Source organism: Streptomyces sp. URMC 127 (assembly GCF_051386535.1).
In the GTDB taxonomy this organism is placed as follows: domain Bacteria; phylum Actinomycetota; class Actinomycetes; order Streptomycetales; family Streptomycetaceae; genus Streptomyces.
This window is the reverse complement of the sequence record NZ_JBPQTW010000143.1, coordinates 1-17391: the sequence shown is the minus strand read 5'-3', so window position 1 is coordinate 17391 and position 17391 is coordinate 1. Positions and strand designations below refer to the sequence as shown.

The 17391-nt window shown below is 72.1% G+C and carries 20 protein-coding genes; 12 read left to right on the top strand and 8 right to left on the bottom strand.

Going from position 1 to position 17391, the window contains the following annotated elements; genetic code table 11:
- Positions 1-106: 106 nt before the first annotated feature.
- From ACSNOH_RS24275 to ACSNOH_RS24255, 5 genes are all read left to right on the top strand, one after another.
- Positions 107-592 (top strand): VOC family protein, encoded by a 486-nt coding sequence (locus ACSNOH_RS24275; protein ID WP_436723550.1) that lies wholly within the window; start codon positions 107-109, stop codon positions 590-592.
- A 28-nt stretch (positions 593-620) separates the two neighbouring features.
- On the top strand, positions 621-806 hold the full coding sequence (locus ACSNOH_RS24270; protein ID WP_436723549.1) for a DUF1737 domain-containing protein: 186 nt from the start codon (positions 621-623) through the stop codon (positions 804-806).
- 153 nt (positions 807-959) lie between these two features.
- On the top strand, positions 960-1796 hold the full coding sequence (locus tag ACSNOH_RS24265) for a carbohydrate ABC transporter permease (RefSeq protein WP_436723548.1): 837 nt from the start codon (positions 960-962) through the stop codon (positions 1794-1796).
- 94 nt (positions 1797-1890) lie between these two features.
- Positions 1891-2322 carry a hypothetical protein gene (locus ACSNOH_RS24260; protein WP_436723547.1) on the top strand — a complete coding sequence of 144 codons (432 nt, stop codon included), beginning with the start codon at positions 1891-1893 and terminating at the stop codon, positions 2320-2322.
- A gap of 8 nt (positions 2323-2330) precedes the next feature.
- A complete protein-coding gene (locus ACSNOH_RS24255; RefSeq protein WP_436723546.1) occupies positions 2331-3173 on the top strand; it encodes a hypothetical protein in 843 nt (280 codons plus the stop codon).
- Positions 3174-3185: 12 nt separating this feature from the next.
- Here ACSNOH_RS24255 and ACSNOH_RS24250 read toward each other — a convergent pair whose 3' ends face one another.
- From ACSNOH_RS24250 to ACSNOH_RS24240, 3 genes are all read right to left on the bottom strand, one after another.
- A complete protein-coding gene (locus ACSNOH_RS24250) occupies positions 3186-3662 on the bottom strand; it encodes a hypothetical protein (RefSeq protein ID WP_436723545.1) in 477 nt (158 codons plus the stop codon).
- A 77-nt stretch (positions 3663-3739) separates the two neighbouring features.
- Entirely contained in the window at positions 3740-3961 is a 222-nt protein-coding gene (locus ACSNOH_RS24245) for a DUF397 domain-containing protein (RefSeq protein WP_436723544.1), read from the bottom strand.
- Complete coding sequence (locus ACSNOH_RS24240) at positions 3958-4788, bottom strand: helix-turn-helix domain-containing protein (protein WP_436723543.1); 831 nt, start codon at positions 4786-4788, stop codon at positions 3958-3960. Before ACSNOH_RS24240 ends, ACSNOH_RS24245 begins: the two co-directional genes overlap by 4 nt.
- 133 nt (positions 4789-4921) lie before the next feature.
- Between ACSNOH_RS24240 and ACSNOH_RS24235 the strand changes: the two genes are divergently transcribed.
- The 5 genes from ACSNOH_RS24235 to ACSNOH_RS24215 all read left to right on the top strand — a co-directional run bounded on the left by ACSNOH_RS24235 (position 4922) and on the right by ACSNOH_RS24215 (position 10270).
- The gene (locus ACSNOH_RS24235; protein ID WP_436723542.1) at positions 4922-5119 is read left to right on the top strand and encodes a hypothetical protein; all 198 of its coding nucleotides are present in this window, start codon (positions 4922-4924) and stop codon (positions 5117-5119) included.
- Positions 5116-5307, top strand: a complete 192-nt coding sequence (locus tag ACSNOH_RS24230; RefSeq protein ID WP_436723541.1) for a DUF6255 family natural product biosynthesis protein — start codon at positions 5116-5118, stop codon at positions 5305-5307. Before ACSNOH_RS24235 ends, ACSNOH_RS24230 begins: the two co-directional genes overlap by 4 nt.
- Positions 5308-5572: 265 nt before the next feature.
- Positions 5573-6571, top strand: coding sequence for an AraC family transcriptional regulator (locus tag ACSNOH_RS24225; protein WP_436723540.1), 999 nt, complete (start codon positions 5573-5575; stop codon positions 6569-6571).
- A gap of 270 nt (positions 6572-6841) precedes the next feature.
- Positions 6842-7630 carry an ABC transporter ATP-binding protein gene (locus tag ACSNOH_RS24220; protein WP_436723539.1) on the top strand — a complete coding sequence of 263 codons (789 nt, stop codon included), beginning with the start codon at positions 6842-6844 and terminating at the stop codon, positions 7628-7630.
- Positions 7631-7729: 99 nt separating this feature from the next.
- Complete coding sequence (locus tag ACSNOH_RS24215) at positions 7730-10270, top strand: ABC transporter permease (protein WP_436723538.1); 2541 nt, start codon at positions 7730-7732, stop codon at positions 10268-10270.
- A gap of 152 nt (positions 10271-10422) precedes the next feature.
- Here the strand turns inward: ACSNOH_RS24215 and ACSNOH_RS24210 are convergent, their stop codons facing one another.
- The 4 genes from ACSNOH_RS24210 to ACSNOH_RS24195 all read right to left on the bottom strand — a co-directional run bounded on the left by ACSNOH_RS24210 (position 10423) and on the right by ACSNOH_RS24195 (position 13226).
- Positions 10423-11061, bottom strand: a complete 639-nt coding sequence (locus ACSNOH_RS24210; RefSeq protein ID WP_436723537.1) for a hypothetical protein — start codon at positions 11059-11061, stop codon at positions 10423-10425.
- 27 nt (positions 11062-11088) lie between these two features.
- Complete coding sequence (locus ACSNOH_RS24205; protein WP_436723536.1) at positions 11089-11787, bottom strand: hypothetical protein; 699 nt, start codon at positions 11785-11787, stop codon at positions 11089-11091.
- Positions 11788-12084: 297 nt separating this feature from the next.
- The gene (locus ACSNOH_RS24200; protein ID WP_436723535.1) at positions 12085-12696 is read right to left on the bottom strand and encodes an NAD(P)-dependent oxidoreductase; all 612 of its coding nucleotides are present in this window, start codon (positions 12694-12696) and stop codon (positions 12085-12087) included.
- Between the two features lie 29 nt (positions 12697-12725).
- Complete coding sequence (locus ACSNOH_RS24195) at positions 12726-13226, bottom strand: allene oxide cyclase barrel-like domain-containing protein (protein ID WP_436723534.1); 501 nt, start codon at positions 13224-13226, stop codon at positions 12726-12728.
- 135 nt (positions 13227-13361) lie between these two features.
- Between ACSNOH_RS24195 and ACSNOH_RS24190 the strand changes: the two genes are divergently transcribed.
- Positions 13362-13784, top strand: coding sequence for a MarR family winged helix-turn-helix transcriptional regulator (locus ACSNOH_RS24190; protein ID WP_436723533.1), 423 nt, complete (start codon positions 13362-13364; stop codon positions 13782-13784).
- A gap of 304 nt (positions 13785-14088) precedes the next feature.
- Here the strand turns inward: ACSNOH_RS24190 and ACSNOH_RS24185 are convergent, their stop codons facing one another.
- Positions 14089-15114 (bottom strand): ATP-dependent 6-phosphofructokinase, encoded by a 1026-nt coding sequence (locus tag ACSNOH_RS24185; RefSeq protein WP_436723532.1) that lies wholly within the window; start codon positions 15112-15114, stop codon positions 14089-14091.
- A gap of 336 nt (positions 15115-15450) precedes the next feature.
- Here ACSNOH_RS24185 and pta point away from each other — a divergent pair.
- The coding region (gene pta, locus ACSNOH_RS24180; protein WP_436723531.1) for a phosphate acetyltransferase at positions 15451-17391 on the top strand (1941 nt) is incomplete at its 3' end.

Sequence of the window (17391 nt, the reverse complement as noted above, 5' to 3'; positions counted from 1 at the left end):
CTCGGGGGCCCTGAGGCAGGGGTCCCTGAAGCCGGGCCCCCGAGGCCGGGGCCCCTGAAGCCGGGGCCCCGTGCCCGTGAAGCCCCCGCTCTGACAGGCTGCGGGCATGGAGCCGACACCGACGCCGACACCGACACCGACACCGACACTGCAGCTGACGATCGACTGCGCGGACCCGCGCAGGATGGTGGACTTCTGGACGCAGGCGCTGGGGTACGTCCCCGAGCCGCCGCCGGAGGGCCACACCACATGGCGGGACTACTGGTCGGCCACAGGCGTGCCGGAGGAAGAACTGCCGGACGGCGCCGGGGAGACCCCCGAGTCGATCGTCGACCCGGCGGGGCGCGGGCCGCGGGTGTGGTTCCAGCAGGTCCCGGAGCCCAAGACCGCCAAGAACCGCGTCCACCTCGACCTCAAGGTGGGCGGCGGCCGCGACGTCCCGCTGGCGACCCGTACGGTACGGGTCACGGTGGCGGTCGACCGGCTGACGGCGGCGGGGGCGACGGTGATACGGGTGATGGACGAGCCGGGGGCGGACTACTACGGCGTCGTCCTGCAGGACCCGGAGGGCAACGAATTCTGCGTGGCATGAGCACGGCCGCGGCTGGCATGCTCGCCGCATGAGCACACCGCCCGACGGCCTGCCCGTCTACCGCGTCCTGACCGGCCCCGACGACTCCGCGTTCTGCCACCGCGTGAGCGAGGCCCTGGCCCTGGGATACCGGCTCCACGAGGGCCCTTCGGTGACGTTCAACGGAGAACGCGTCATCGTCGCCCAGGCCGTCATCTGGGGCGGGGAGGGGTAGCGACCGGGCAAATCCCGGCCGCCAGGGGTCGACGGGGCGGACGCGGGAATGCACGACGTGAGGGGCCCGTAGCCGCAACCGGGTCGCGGCCCGGCCCGACGCCCGTACCCCTCGCCGCACAGCCCGCGCTCGCCCGCCCCTCCCGGAGGTGCCATGCGCCCGCTCCTCGCCCGCCGCACCCGCCGGCGGCTGGCCGCCGATGCCGCGCTGCTCGTCGTCGTCGCGGCCTTCGCCCTGCCGCTCGTCTGGCTGCTGCTCGCGTCCGTGGACGCCGGGGCGGGGCTTGCCGTTCAGGTGCCGGAGAGGGCGACGGCGGAGAACTTCTCCGCGGTGCTGACGGACGAGATCACCTTCACGCCCATGCTCAACAGCCTGCTGCTGTGCGGGGGCGCGACCGCCGTGACGATCGTGTGCGCGGCGCTCGCGGCGTACCCGCTGTCGCGCTTCCGGTCCCGGCTGAACCGGCCGTACCTGCTGGGGGTGCTGTTCACCACCTGCCTGCCGGTCACGGCGATCATGGTGCCGGTCTACGGGCTCTTCGTACGCGTCGACCTCGTGGACACCCTGTACGGCACGGCGCTCTTCATGGCCGCCGCCCAGCTTCCCTTCGCCATCTGGCTCATGAAGAACTTCATGGACGACATCCCACCCGTGCTGGAGGAAGCGGCCTGGACGGACGGCGCGAGCCGCATGCAGGCGCTGGTACGGGTGATCCTGCCGCTGATGGGGCCGGGCGTCGGAGTCGTCGCGATCTACTGCTTCGCCCTGTCGTGGGGCAACTTCTTCGTCCCCTTCATGCTGCTGCTCTCCCCCGACCGGCTCCCGGCGTCCGTCAGCGTCTTCACGTTCTTCGGCAACTTCGGGCAGGTGGCGTACGGGCAGCTCGCGGCGTTCTCGATCCTGTACTCGACGCCGGTCGTCCTGCTGTACGCGCTGATCGCCCGGCGGGTGGGGGGCGGCTTCGCGCTGGGCGCGGCGGTCAAGGGCTGAGCGCGCTGCCGCTTCGTGCGGGCGGCCGTTACCTCACCATTCGCCGGGAGTTGTTCCCTGGGAATGGTGATGGCCGGGCGACAGGGAGGTGCCGGTGCTGACGGAAGCGCTGGAAGGTCTGGCAGCGGCGGGCGGGAGCGCGTTAGTGGGCGCGGCGGCGACGGACGCCTGGCAGACGGTGCGGACGGGCGCCGCACGCCTGCTCGGCCGCGGGGACGACCGCCAGGAGCGGTACGCGATCGAGCGGCTCGACCGGACCGCCGCCGAGATCGAACGGGCCACGGACGAGGACCGGCAGCAGTTGCGCGACAAGCTGCGGACGCGCTGGACCGGTCAGCTGGAGATGCTCCTCGAAGAGCACCCCGAGGCGGCGGACGAGCTCCGCGAACTGATCGAACGCGTACGGGCCGAGGTGCCGGCGGCGCGGGAGTCGTGGGTGCAGAACAACACAGCCGAGGCGGGCGGGATCCAGTACATCACCCAGGGCGGCGACATCAACGTCGGCCACGGCCGGGCCGGTGCCTGAGGCCCGGAATGAGCGAGCAGCGCAACACGGCGCGCGAGAGCGGCGTCCAGTACATCACCAGCACCGGTGACATCAACGTCTATCCGCCGCGGGGCGGAGGCGGACGGTTCACGAAACGGCGGGTCCTGCCGGCGGCCGGTGCGATCGTCGCGGCCGCGGCCACGGCGGTCGCTCTGGCCTTGCTGCCGTCGTCGCCGCCGGCGGCCGGGGGCTCTGCGCGTCCCGCCGCGGGGGCGCCCGCGCGCTCGGGTTCGCCTTCGGCCTCCGTGTCCCCCAGGACGCCGGCGGACAGCCGGGCCTCGGCCGCACCGGAACGGCCCGAGTCGGCGGCCGCGGCTGCCCCGAGCGCGGTCCGGGCCCCAGCCCGGGAGGCGGCGACTCACGAGGCCCGGCCGGCCCCGCGCCCCACGTCCTGGAGCGACTCCTACGCGGACGGCACGGTGTGCGCGGGCGGGAACCGCTGGACGCCGGTGCCGGGGATGACGGGTGTCGACTTCCAGCCGTGCACGTACGCGAAGAGCTACTCGGGCAAGGCGCTCTTCGGCGTCAAAGTGCGCAACAGCAGCCCGCGGCAGGTGGCGGTCGCCGGGTGGGTCGGCTACCGGATGTCCGAACAGGAACATGACTGCTCGCCGCCGTTCCTTCAGAACCCGGTCGTGATCGACCCGGGGAAGACCTGGTCCAGCCAGCTCACGAAGTGCATCGCGACCATAGAGGGAGCGCACCGCGTCCAGGCCCGTGCGGGGGTCTCGGAGGAGGGCGGAAGTCCCCGGTCTTCGCGGCTTGAGTATTCGCGCGGGGTCGACATCCTCGCAGACGGCCGAGCGGTCCCCGTCCCGTACCGCGGATGAATTCCGCCCTCGTCAGTCTCTGGTTGCACCCTCCGGCCACAGAACACGGACCGGCACGCCCGTACGCCGGGCGTAGGCGACGACATCGGCCGTTCCCCCGTACCCACGTGCGGGCTGGCCGTCCCACACGGCGAACACCTCATCAACCAGGCCCACGAGCAGCTCACTGCCCGCCATGTGAGCTTGCGAGTCCGACTCGGCGAGCCCCGTGCGGTGCACGTCCGAGGCCCTGCGGAGAAGGTGATCGTAGACCTCGTGGTGCCAGCCGGGCAGGCCGTCCCGGTATGCCTCCGCGGGGACGACGACTTCGAGCCGACCGCCGTGGTCGAGCACGGCCTGAGCGAACCAGGCGTCGGGACCGTCGGCGATGCAGCTCACCCCCACGAGGTCACTGGTCGTGCAGCCTTTCACGGCCTCCACGAGCGCCTGCCGTACGCGCCCTTCGACGTGGCCGGGCAAGCCCCGGTGTCCAGTGATCCCGATCCGCATGACTCTCCTTGCTCACAGGTCGAGCTCCACCAGCCCCGGGGCGGGCAGGAGCGCGGGCTCGCTCTCGCTCCGGCGCCTCAGGGCCGGAAGCCACCGTCGCGCACTGCGGCCACGAAGGAGAACCACGCGCCCGGCGCGAACGTCAACGCCGGGCCGCCGGGTATCTTCGAGTCCCGTACCGGCACGATTCTGTGGGCGGTTGCGAGCGCGGGGGCCCATTCGACACAGCCGCCACCCCCGCCGTTGCTATAGCTGGACTTGAACCATTCCGCGCCGGAGAGGTCCAGGGTGGGACTCATGTCGGTAGTGCCTCCATCGCTTCTTTGAAGAGTTCCGCCGTCTGGGCCGGTGACAGTGCGTAGGACTTAACGCGATCGTAGGCCCGCTCTCGGGCGCGCACAGCCTGCGGATCTTCAAAGAGCGTGCCCGAGTCGATGCTCTCCTCGTAGGCGAACGCAGACCGGTCATCCATCGCCAGCAACGTCAATGCCCCGCCCAGTAGTCCATGTTCCCCATGGGCGAATGGGAGAACCTGGACAACGGTTGTGGGGGTGTCTACGAGGCCGATCAGAACGCCCAGCTGTTCGCGCATGACAGCCGGTCCGCCAATGGCGCGTCGGATCACCGCCTCATCCAGCACCATCGTAAGATCCGGCGGTGCTTCCGCCCTCAGCAGCATCTGTCGGCTCAGCCGAGCCGACACCATCTCGTCGATCGCTTCCGACGAGGCCATCGGGTTGCTGATTCGGAAAAGTGCCCGCGCATAGCCCTCCGTCTGCACCAAGCCCGGCACGATGTGACCGGCGTACTCGTGGATCACCCGAGCCTGAGCTTCGAGCTCCATGCGTCGGCGGTACTTGTCCGGATGAACCTCGTGCCGCGCGATCGCGTAGAGCCGCGCAAAGTGCTCACCCGTGCCGAAGACCTCGTCCAGCCTCCCCGGCAGGTCCGGCGGCGGTACGTGTTCGGCCGTCTCGATGCGGGCCAGGTGGCTGCGGCTGTAGCGGACGACCTCGGCGAGTTTCTCCAGCGTCATGCCCGCCTCCTCCCGCCGGTGTCTGAGGTCGGCGCCGAAGAGGTGGCGGGCGGACCGGTCCGGTGTCAGCTTCCGTGGGGGTCGCGCCATCCCGGCAACTCCTTTTCTCAAGCACCCGGTTGGGAATTGAACCTCTGGCCGAGCGTACGTACGGCCCGCGACGCTGGACTCGCAGACAAGGAGCGCCCCCCACCAAGGGGTGAATGTGACGGAGGCAAGTCGCGTGAGCGGACAGCAGCAGGTAGAGCACGGCGTGGCGCCGGTAGAGTCGTCGTCGGCGCGCCCCGACATGTCGAAGTGGTGCCTGCGGTGCGCCGAGCTGCGGCTGCGTTTCCACGGCGCCGTGCGTCTCGGCCGCCCCGCGGACGCCGTCGCGCTGAACGCCGAGTTCGCGCGGCACCAGCAGCTGGTGCACTCGTGACGGCCGCGGCCCCGTGCGCCCACCCCGCCGGCTCGAGCCGCTCCCCCGGCGTCGAACGGTGCGCCCTGTGCGGCATCGAGCGGCATACGACGTACGCGGCGCTGCGGATGCCCGTGCCCGAGAGGGCGCCCGGCCCGGCGTGGGGCTGGGGCTGCCCCCGGCTCGGGGCGCCCGGCGCGCGGCCGTAAGGGGCGGCCGCACACGCGAAGACCCCGCCGTCCGTCCGCGAGACGGCGGGGCGCCCCCGCGACGGGACCGGCCCTGGATGTCCCCCGTGAACCCAGGGCCGTACCCGCTCATTTCCCCCCGGGCGGGGCCCTGTCCCGAAACAGCTGTGGGGACCGGCCCTCGCCTTGACTGCGGACAGGGGCAACGGTACTAACGGGGCCATCCACCGGCTACTCGCCGAACGCGGCTCCTGTCCCCGATACGCGGACATCCGAGGGAAGCCTGATGACCGAACCACGGGTGGGCCCCGACGCCCCCGGCAACATGCGCACGCTCGTCCTCTCCAACGACCTCGACGAGACAAGGGAGATCATCAGCTCTGCCTACAGTCCGTACCAGCTCAGCGTGCTGGGCGACCCGAAGGAGTTCTCCGCGTGGTACGCGGAGGGCGGCTTCCCGGGGGTCACCGTGTCCGGCCTGCAGTACGGCGCGGAGACGCTCGTCGCGCCGCAGCCCCTCGACTCGTACCTGCTGGTCTGCCAGCTGGTACGGGGCCGGGTGCGGGTGATGTCGCCCGGCCGGGAGGAGCGGGTCGTCGGGCCGGGGCAGACGTACGTGCTCGACCCGTACCGCTCCTTTCAAGTGCACTGGTCGCCCGGCGCCCGCATGACGACGCTCCGGCTCGACCGGGAGACCGTGGAGGCCGCGGCCGCCGACGCGCTGGGCGTCGAGGGGCCGTTACGGGCCCGCTTCTCGCTCAACGGCACGATTTCCGCGGCCGCTGCCCGCAGCTGGGCCGGGATCTCGGCCGCCGTGCACCGGGAGGTGCTCGGCGAGGGCGTGGCGCGCAGCAGCCCGCTCGTGGCCGGGCACCTGACGCAGTCCACGGCGGCGATCCTCATGCAGACCCACGAGCTGATCACGCAGGGCGTGGACGCGCAGCGGCCGGGCGAGGTCGCGCACCCGGCCGTGCGGCGGGCGATGGCGCTGGCGGAGGAGCGCGCGGACCAGCCGCTGACGCTGGCGGATCTCGCCGCCGCGGCCCGGGTGAGCCCGCGGGCGCTGCAGGAGGCGTTCCGCCGGCACGTGGACAACACGCCGCTGGGCTATCTGCGCGAGGTCCGGCTGGGCCGGGTGCACCAGGAGCTGTCGGCGGCGCGCGGGGACGGCGACGTGACCGTGGCCGAGGTCGCCTACCGTTGGGGGTTCAACAACCTCGGCCGCTTCGCCGGGTACTACCAGAAGCGTTACGGGCGCCCGCCGTCCCGCACGCTGCGCGGATAGCTCCGGACACTCCGGGATCCGCATGGGTCCAAAGGAGGAGCGTGTCCGTCTGAGGGACTACGCGGGCACCCTCCCGTCGGCCTTCCGGGCGTACGGACTTTCCGGCCGTACGGCTGACGCTCGGCGCGGGCCGCGCGCCGAGAATTGGAGGAGTTGATTCCGGCCATTGCGCCCCAGTCGTTCCCAGGACGTTCCCGGGACATTCCCGGGGGATTCCCCGGCGCGGTGCGCGGGCCGGACGCCCCTTCCCCTACCTCCCGGAGGAGTCCCGTGTCCCACGCGGCTGCCTTTCCCGCCCCCGCCCGCCCGCTCGGACGCACGCCCGTCGCCGCCCGCGCCACCGGCCTCAGCAAGGTCTACGGGCAGGGCGACACCCGCGTGACGGCTCTGGACGCGGTCTCCGTGGAGTTCCGCCGCGCCGAGTTCACGGCGATCATGGGGCCGTCGGGCTCCGGCAAGTCGACGCTGATGCACTGCATGGCGGGCCTGGACACGGTCTCCTCCGGCTCGGCCCTGATCGGCGACACCGAGCTGAGCACGCTGAACGACAAGAGCCTCACGCGGCTGCGCCGGGACAAGATCGGTTTCGTCTTCCAGGCGTTCAACCTCCTGCCGACCCTGACGGCCCTGGAGAACATCACGCTCCCCATGGACATCGCGGGCCGCAAGCCGGACGCCGAGTGGCTGGACATGGTCGTGAGCACGGTCGGCCTCTCCGGCCGCCTCTCGCACCGGCCGAGCCAGCTCTCGGGCGGTCAGCAGCAGCGCGTGGCCGTGGCCCGGGCGCTCACCGCCAAGCCCGAGATCATCTTCGCGGACGAGCCGACCGGCAACCTCGACTCCCGCTCCGGCGCCGAACTCCTGGGCTTCCTGCGCGAGTCCGTCCAGGCCCTGCAGCAGACGATCGTCATGGTCACGCACGACCCCGTGGCCGCCTCGTACGCGGACCGCGTCGTGTTCCTCGCCGACGGCCGGATCGTGGACGAGATGCGTGAGCCGACGGCGGACGCGGTCCTGGACCGCATGAAGCGGTTCGACGCCAAGGGCCGTACGAGCTGACGCCCGGGCGGTCACGACGCCCCGCCCCAACCCACGGCGCCCCGCCGTCCATGACGCCCGCCGGCCACGACACCCTCCCCCAGGACTGACGCCACCACCATGTTCCGTACCGCCCTGCGCAACCTCCTCGCGCACAAAACCAGGCTGATGATGACCGCCCTCGCGGTCCTCCTCGGCACGGCCTTCGTCTCCGGCACCCTGATCTTCAGCGACTCCGTCGGCAGCGCCTTCCGCAACAAGATGTCCCGGAGCCTGGACGACGTCGCCGTCTCCGTGACCGCGGGCGGCCGCCCCAGCACCGACCCCGCCGACCGGCAGGGGAAGCTCGACGACCGCGCCGTCGGCGCCGTCCGCGCCCTGCCCGGCGTGGCCGCCGTCCGGCCGTCCGTCGAGGGCGTCGCGATGATCGCCGACAAGCACAACAACCCCACCGGCGGCGAGTGGGGCAGCGCCGGCGCCAACTACGTACCCGGCAAGGACGGCAAGGACAGCCGCTACCCGCTGGTCAAGGGCCGTGCTCCCGCCACGGCGGGCGAGATCGCGCTGGACGAGCGGACGGCGGAGAAGACCGGCGCGAAGATCGGCGGCACGGTCCGCATGGCCGTCGACGGCCCCGTCCTGAACAAGAAGCTGGTCGGCATCGTCCGTACGGACAACCCGCGCGTGAGCGCCGGCGGCAGCCTCGCCCTCTTCGACACCACGACGGCGCAGGAACTCTTCGGCAAGCCGGGCGAGTTCAGCGAGCTCGTGGTGTCCGCGACGCCCGGCACCGACAAGGACAAGCTGACGGCCGAGGTCCGCAAGGCGCTGCCGAAGGGCTTCGAGGCGCAGAGCGGCACCGCGCTGGCGGCCGAGCAGTCCAAGATGATCGACGAGCAGACGCGGTCGATCCGCACCACCTTCCTGGTCTTCGCCGGCATCTCCCTCTTCGTCGGCGTCTTCCTGATCGCCAACACCTTCACCATGCTCATTGCTCAGCGCACCCGTGAGATCGCGCTGCTGCGGGCCGTGGGCGCCTCGCGCCGCCAGGTCGTGCGCTCGGTGCTGGTGGAGGCCGGGCTGCTGGGCCTCGCCGCCTCCGCGCTGGGTCTGGGGCTGGGCCTCGGGGTGGCCGTCCTCCTGCCGGAGTTCCTCAACGCCAACGGCGCGAACCTGCCCGGCGGACCGCTCGTGGTCAAGGCTCCGGCCGTGCTGAGCGCGCTCGCGGTCGGCGTCGTCGTGACCGTGCTCGCCGCCTGGGTGCCCTCGCGCAAGGCCGCGCGGATCGCGCCGGTCGAGGCGCTGTCCTCCGTGGAACAGCCGCCGGCGCCGCGCAGCCTGGTCGTCCGCAACGCCATCGGTGCCGCGCTCACCGCGCTGGGCGTGGCCGCGCTGCTCTACACGACCACCTTCCGCGACCGCAGCGGCCTGGTCTACGCCATGGCCGGCTCGGCGCTCACGCTCACGGGCGTCATCGTCCTGGCCCCGCTGCTGTCGCGGCCGTTCGTCCGGCTCTTCGGCCGGCTCGCCGCCCGCTTCACCGGCGTCAGCGGCAAGCTCGCCAGGGAGAACGCCCTGCGCAACCCGCGCCGCACGGCCGCCACCGCCTCCGCGCTGATGATCGGCCTGACGCTGATCACCGGCCTGACGGTGGGCGCGGTCTCGGCGAACGAGGGCGTGGGCCGGATGGGCAAGCAGGACCTGACCGCCGACTACCAGGTCAAGTCCTCCAGCTACCTGGGCCTCGCGCCCGAGGTCGGCAGGAAGCTCGCCGCGCAGCCCGGCATCGCCGCGGCCGCCCCGCTGCGGATGTCCGGTTTCCAGTCGGACGGTCAGCCGTCCCTGGCCGTCGCCACCGACCCGTCGGCGATCACCAAGGTGACGTACCTGCGCGTCACTTCCGGCTCGCTCGCCGACGTGCGCGGCACCGCGGGCGTCGCCGTGTCCGAGTCGTACGCGAAGAAGCGGGGCCTGCATGCCGGCTCCACGCTGCCCATGGAGTTCTACGACGGCAAGCGGGCGGCGCCGAAGGTCGTAGCCGTGCACGCCGACAACGACGTGCTCGGCGACGTCCTCACCGCGCCCGCCCTCGTGGACCCGCACCTGGAGAAGGTCCGCGACGACGCGGTGCTGGTCAAGGCGCGGCCCGGCGAGGCCGCCGGCCTGCGCGAGAAGATCAAGGACGCGTTCGGCGGCAACCCGCTCATCAAGGTGGAGTCCCCGGACGACCTGCGCCGCGCCGAGTCCGGGACCATCGACCCGGTCCTCAACCTCGCCTACGGCATGCTCGGCATGGCCGTCGTCATCGCGGTCCTCGGCGTCGTCAACACGCTCGCCATGTCCGTCTTCGAGCGGACCCGCGAGATCGGGATGCTGCGCGCGATCGGCCTGGCCCGCCGCGAGGTCAAGCTGATGGTGCGGCTGGAGTCCGTGATGATCGCGATGTTCGGCGCGGTGCTGGGCGTCGGCACGGGCATCTTCGTCGCCTGGGCCGGGGGGCACCTGCTGCGGTCGTCCTTCCCGCAGTACGCGATGGTCGTGCCGTGGGCGCGGATCGGGGTCTTCCTGCTGCTGGCCCTGGTGGTCGGCGTCCTGGCCGCGGTCTGGCCGGCACGGCGGGCGGCGAAGCTCAACATGCTGGAGTCGATCGGGGCACAGTAGCGGAGCCGGTTCCGCAGCGCGGTCCTCGCCTCATCGGGCGGGCGGGGACCGCGCTGTTGCGTGCAGGACGCGCGAACGTACGGCAACGCGCCGCACAGCCGCACTTCTCGCGGCGCCGACCGCGGCGGGCTCGGCGGCATCAGGGCCCGGGGTCACGCCCCGGGGCCGGGCTCCAGCTCTTCGCCCGGCATGCCGGTGGCGTAGGCGGGCCGGCCCCGCACCGGGCCGGCCGGCCGGAGGTCGTGTGCCGCGACGGTCACGGCGCGCTCGACGAGGGTGTAGCTGAGACCGGCGTCCATGCCGTCGGCCCCGAGCCCGGCCAAGGCGACATGGACCTCCACCACGTCCCCGCGCGAGGTGCGCCCCACGGCGACGTCCGTGGTCCGGCGGCCGTCGGTCCGCACCCGGAGCAGCTCGACCGGTTCGGCGAGATACGCGTACCAGGCGTCGCTCCGCCGCCCGAGCTCGTCGAGCAGCCAGCCGTGGCCGGTGAGCGGTGAGGAAGGGGCCTCCGCCGGCTCGTCGGCGGCGGCGAGCCGGGCGGGGCCGGCCGCGGCGACCGACTGCAGGAGCGCGTCGCGGCCGGCCTCGGGGTCGGGCAGGAGGGTGGCGGCGGGAGCGCCGGGCCATTGCACGGTCACCTGTGCGCGACCGGAGGTCAGGTCAACGTCCCGGACGCACAGGCCGAGCCCGGCACTCCCGCGCTGAACCGCACCCAGATCGACGAGCAACGGGGCCCACCACTCGGCCGCAGGCAGTGTGCGGGACGGCCGGACCGGCTGTCGGCTCATCGCGTGGACCCTCCTGGCGCGGACGGATCAGATGTTGATGGCGTTCTTGACCCAGTCGGGGCAACGCCCCTGAACGCCCTCGCAGTAGGCGGTGATGACGCCCTTGGGCAGCTGCGGGATCTTGACGCTGAAGTCTACTCCCGCACGTACGGCCTGGACCTTGTCGACGCGGCACGTCCTGAAGATCCACCAGCCGCTGCACTTCACGTGCAGCACGTCCGTGAAGTAGTTCCAGGTGTCCGGATACCCGGCGAACTTCTGCTTCCCCGCGGCGCCCGGACGCGGGTACTGCGTGGTGGCGCGGACGGCCTTCATGGTGAGGTTGTGCTTCTGCTCGATCTTGGTGAGCCCGAAGCCCTTGTCCCTGACGGGGTCGTAGTACCCGCGCCGCAGGTAGACGGTCCAGCCGTCACGGTCCTTCCACTGCCCCACCAGGTCGTCGGGGCCGCTGAGCGCGGCGCTCTCCGTCCCGGCGGCACGGGGTGTCTTCCCGGCGCCGAGCTCGTTCACCGCGGAATCCGGTATGCCGTGCCGGCCGAGATCGGCCAGCCGGAACGACGAGTCTCTCGGAATTCCCGACCCGTTGTCGAAGACGGAGAACTCCACGTCCCCGGACGAGCGCTGAGCCGTGGGCGCTGCTGCCATTGCCGACGCCGGCGCCGCCGCGAACAGCCCGGCCGCGAGGCCGAGGGCCGCCGAGGCGACGGCGCACCGGCGTGCGTTCACCTTACGCATGGTCCCCCTTGAGGTGACTGGCGTGCACTTCCGTTGCCGGACCCTCAGGGTGCGATCCGGCCACCAGCACGCTAGGGAGACCACGCGTGACGCGTCGACCCCTGCAGGACCGAATCGGCCATCCGCCATGACCGCCGACAACAACCACCCTCTACCACAAGGGAATTGCACGCCGCACAGCTCACGCGCTTACGGTCACGGCCCAGGGACGGCTTCCGTTTCCAGCAGGACGGGGTCGGCAATGTGGCCCAAAACCTTCGCCCGCAGACGCAGACGGCTGCGCCGGATTCAGTAACCGACGGTGAAGCGCTGCCGCCGGTGGGCCGGGGTCTCGATCTCGTCCAGCAGGGCAACCGCATAGTCCTCGGCCGAGATGCGGGACGTGCCGTCGGCCTCGGCGAGCAGGTCGTCGCCGCCGAGGCGGAAGGTGCCGGTGCGCTCGCCGGGGAGGAAGAGCGCGGAGGGGCTCAGGAAGGTCCAGTCGACGTCCTCCGGCAGGGCGCGCAGCGCGTCGAGGAGCTCGACGTGGGCGGAGGCCTCGGGCTTCCACTCCTCACGGAAGCCGGGCTGGTCGATGACGCGCTCGCCGTTCGGCAGACGCAGGCTGCCGGCGCCGCCGACGAAGAGCAGGCGGCGGCCCGCGGCGCCGGCGACCAGCGCAGGGAGCAGCGGCAGGGCGACGCGCGCGGGGAGCGCGCTGACGACGACGTCGGCGCTGCCGAGCGGCAGGTCCGGGCCGGCCGCGTCGGCCGTCACGCGGTGCAGGCCGTCACGGGCGGGGGCCTGCGCGTCGTGGTGCCGGGCGACGGCGGTGACGGTGTGGCCGCGGGTGACGGCCTCGTCGGTGATGCGGCTGCCGGCCATGCCGGTGGCGCCGAGGACGGTGATCTTGAGGGGCATGAGGGCCTTCTTCGAGGAGTACAAACGGCTCAGAGCTGGATGTCGAAGGTGACCTTCGCCTGCTCCACGGTCTCCTGCAGGACGCGCACCTGGCCGCGGGCGTTCTTGTACTTGCCGGTGCCGCCGGTGATGGCGAACTGCTCGTCGAAGACGGGGCCCTTGGCATTCAGACGGGCCGTGCCGGACGTGGTGATCTTGTTGCCGTCGCCGAGGTCGTAGACGAAGGTCAGCATCTCCGCGGTGCGCGGCTTGGCGTCGGTGGAGATGCCCTGGAAGCTGCTGGTGCCGATGGTGCGGCCGTCGGCGCCGACGAGGTCGCCGGTGCCGATCAGCTGGTCGCCGAGGGCGGAGTCGGACGGGGCCACGTCGACGAAGTTGACCGAGGTGCCCTTCTCTACGGCCTCGAAGGTGACCGTGCGCGGGCCCGCCGTCGCGGCACCGGCGGTGGCGGGGCTCATCGCGAGGGCGGCACCGATGACGCCGGCGGCGGCGACGGTGAGACCGAGGGCGGGAAGGGTGCGCTTGCGCATGGTCGTACTCCAGCCTTTTGCAACAGATCCGTGGCAGACGAAATATCTGCCGCAGCAGACAATATGCCTGCTGCGGCAGACACTGCAAGGGAAGGTTCTTCTGGGATCTGGGACCCTGTCCGGGTGGAGGAGCACATGCTGCATGACGACGACGTGACGCTGTACGGACTGTTCGTGGAGGCGTTCAGCCGCCTGAAGCCACTGGTCCACGAGGGGCTGGGGGTCCCGGACACCTGGTTCGAGGTCCTGCTGCGGCTCGGCCGCACGCCCGGCCATGCCCTGCGGATGAGTGACCTGGCGACCGCGGTCGCCTTCAGCTCCGGCGGCTTCACCCGCCTCGCGGACCGCATGGAAGAGGCGGGCCTCATCCGCCGCGAACCGGACCCGGCCGACCGGCGCGCCGCGCTCGCCGTCCTCACAGAGGAGGGCGAGCGGGCCCTGGACCGCGCCCTGCGACAGCACCTGGCCCACCTGCGCACACACGTCAGCGGCCGCCTCACCCCCACGGACCGCCGCACCCTGGAACGCATCCTGCGCACACTGAGGGATGCCGGATAACCCGTAGGCCACTGCACGCCGCCGACTCCGGCCGGCAGGCGCCCACCGGCGGGAGGGCCGGGGGCGCAGGGGCAGGGGTCCGGGACGCTGACGTGTATTTGCGGATCCGACGAGGGGCAAGTTCACGGTGCGGGGGGCCGTAAATATACGGTCCCGGACCCCTGCCCCGGAGCCCCCGGCCCGGCACCACCCACCGGCGGACACCCACACCACCCACCAGCGGACACCCACCACGCGGCACAGCGGCACGCAACGCAAAAACCCCCGCCGACCACAGTCGACGGGGGCCGCGGAGGAGGTCGCGTCAGAAGACCGACTCCGCCTCGTCCATCCGGCTCTCCGGCACCCGCTTCAGCTCCGTAACCGCATCAGCAATCGGCACCATCTCGATGTTCGTGCCCTTCAGCGCCGTCATCTTGCCGAAGTCACCACGGTGCGCGGCCTCGACCGCGTGCCAGCCGAACCGCGTAGCGAGGACGCGGTCGTAAGCAGTCGGGGTACCGCCACGCTGGACGTGCCCCAGGATGACCGGCCGCGCCTCCTTGCCCAGCCGCTTCTCCAGCTCCGTGGCGAGCTTGGTGCCGATGCCGGCGAAGCGCTCGTGGCCGAACTGGTCTATGGCGCCCTTCTTGTAGTCCATCGACCCCTCGGCGGGGTGGGCGCCCTCGGCGACGCAGATGACCGCGAACTTCTTGCCGCGGGCGAAGCGCTCCTCGACCATCTTCACGAGGTCGTCGACCTCGAAGGGCCGCTCGGGCAGGCAGATGCCGTGGGCGCCGCCGGCCATGCCGGACTCCAGGGCGATCCAGCCGGCGTGCCGGCCCATGACCTCGACGACCATCACCCGCTGGTGGGACTCGGCGGTGGTCTTAAGCCGGTCGATGGCCTCGGTCGCGACGCCGACGGCGGTGTCGAAGCCGAAGGTGCGGTCCGTGGAGGAGATGTCGTTGTCGATGGTCTTGGGGACGCCGACGACGGGCAGGCCCGCGTCGGACAGCATCCGGGCCGCGGTCAGCGTGCCCTCGCCGCCGATGGGGATGAGCACGTCGATGCCGTACTCGCGGGCGAGCTCCTTGGAGCTCTCGCAGGCCTCGCGCAGGCGGGCGCGCTCAAGGCGCGACGAGCCGAGGATGGTGCCGCCGCGGGCCAGGATGCCGCTGACGGCCTCCAGGTCGAGCTTGCGGTGCCGGCCGTCGAGCAGGCCCTTGAAGCCGTCCTCGAAGCCGATGACCTCGTCGCCGTGGCCGACGACCGCGCGGTGCACCACCGAGCGGATGACAGCGTTCAGGCCGGGGCAGTCGCCGCCTGCGGTGAGAACTCCGATGCGCATCGCGTGCTGTGTCTCCTGCTCTGGGGTCCCCCCTACCGAGGGTAAGGGGATGGTACATGTGAGCCGGGCCGATTGTTTCACGGCCCGATGGGTACCCGCGCACCCCTGGGCGCCGCGGGTCCCCGGCCTCCGCTCTTGCGGATGCGACCTCCGCTCCCGCGGACGCAACCCGCTCCCGCGGACGCGGCCCCCGCTCCCGCGGCGGCGCTCCTGCCTGCTGACGCGCGCCTTATCCAGGGGCGCAGGTATTGTCAAGAGGTCAAGCCCACCATAACGGGTAATTTTTAAGCCGAAGAACACACCGAAGAACACGGCGATGGAGCAAGGAGAGCACGCGTGACGCGCAGCGTGTACGTGACCGGTACCGACCGGGGCGACGGGCGCCAGGTCATCGAGCTGGGAGTCATGGAGCTCCTGACCCGGCAGGTGGACCGGGTGGGCGTCTTCCGCCCGCTCGTGCACGGCGACGGCCCGGACCGCCTCTTCGACCTGCTGCGGTCCCGCTACCGGCTCGGCCAGTCCCCCGAGTCCGTGTACGGCATGAGCTACGGCGAGGCGTCCGCGCTGCAGGCCGAGCGCGGCACGGACGAGCTGGTCTCGCGGCTGGTCGAGCGCTTCCACGCGGTCGCCCGCGACTACGAGTACGTGCTGGTGCTCGGCACGGACTACGCGGGCTCGACGCTCCCGGACGAGCTGGCGCTCAACGCGCGCCTCGCCAACGAGTTCGGCGCCTCGGTGATCGCGGTCGTCGGCGGCCAGGACCAGCCGGCGGAGTCCGTCCGGGCCGAGGCCCGCAACGCCCACCGCGCCTACGCGGCCCTGGGCTGCGACGTCGTCGCCCTGGTCGTCAACCGGGTGGCCCCGGCCGACCGCGAGGCCGTCGCCGAGCGCCTCGCCGCGAGCCTGCCCGTCCCCTGCTACACGCTCCCCGAGGAGGCCGGCCTCTCCGCGCCGACCGTGGCGCAGATCGTCCGCAAGCTGGGCGCCGAGGTGCTGCTCGGCGACGACGCGGGCCTGGCCCGGGACGCCAAGGACTTCGTCTTCGGCGGCGCCATGCTGCCGGTCTTCCTGCCGGCCCTGACCGAGGGCTGCCTCGTGGTGACCCCCGGCGACCGGGTCGACCTGATCGTCGGCGCGCTCGCCGCGCACAGCGCCGGCGCCCCGCCGATAGCCGGCGTGCTGCTGACCCTGGACGAGAAGCCCGGCCCGGACATCCTGGCCCTCGCCGACCGGCTGGCCCCGGGCACCCCCGTCGTCTCGGTGCCGGGCGGCTCCTTCCCGACCGCGGCCGAGCTGTTCGCGATCGAGGGCAAGCTGGACGCGTTCTCGCCGCGCAAGGCGGAGACCGCCCTCGGCCTGTTCGAGCGGCACGTGGACACCGCCGAGCTGACCAACCGCATCGCCGTGGCCCGCTCCAGCCGCGTCACCCCGATGATGTTCGAGCACGAGCTGATCGAGCGCTCCCGCTCGGCCCGCCGCCGCATCGTCCTCCCCGAGGGCACGGAGGAGCGCGTGCTGCGCGCCGCCGACGTGGTGCTGCGCCGCGACATCTGCGACCTGACGCTCCTCGGCGAGGAGGGCGCGATCCGCAAGCGCGCCGGCGAGCTGGGCATCGACCTGGCCGACGCGCAGATCATCGACCCGCAGACCTCCCCGCTGCGCGAGCGCTTCGCCGAGATCTACGCGCAGGCCCGCGCCCACAAGGGCATGACCGTCGAGCTGGCGCACGACGTGGTCAGCGACGTCTCCTACTTCGGCACGCTGATGGTCCAGGAGGGCCTGGCCGACGGCATGGTCTCCGGCGCGGTGCACTCCACCGCCGCCACCATCCGCCCCGCCTTCGAGATCATCAAGACGGCGCCGGGCGCCCAGATCGTCTCGTCCGTCTTCTTCATGTGCCTGGCCGACCGGGTGCTGGTCTACGGCGACTGCGCGGTCAACCCCGACCCGAACGCCGAGCAGCTCGCGGACATCGCCATCCAGTCCGCGACGACGGCCGCGCAGTTCGGCGTGGAGCCGCGGATCGCGATGCTGTCGTACTCCACCGGCACCTCCGGCTCCGGCGCCGACGTCGACAAGGTCCGCAAGGCCACCGAGATCGTCCGCGAGCGCCGCCCCGACCTGCTCGTCGAGGGCCCGATCCAGTACGACGCCGCCGTCGACGCCGCGGTCGCCAAGACCAAGCTGCCCGGCTCCGAGGTGGCCGGCAAGGCCACCGTGCTGATCTTCCCCGACCTCAACACCGGCAACAACACCTACAAGGCCGTCCAGCGCTCG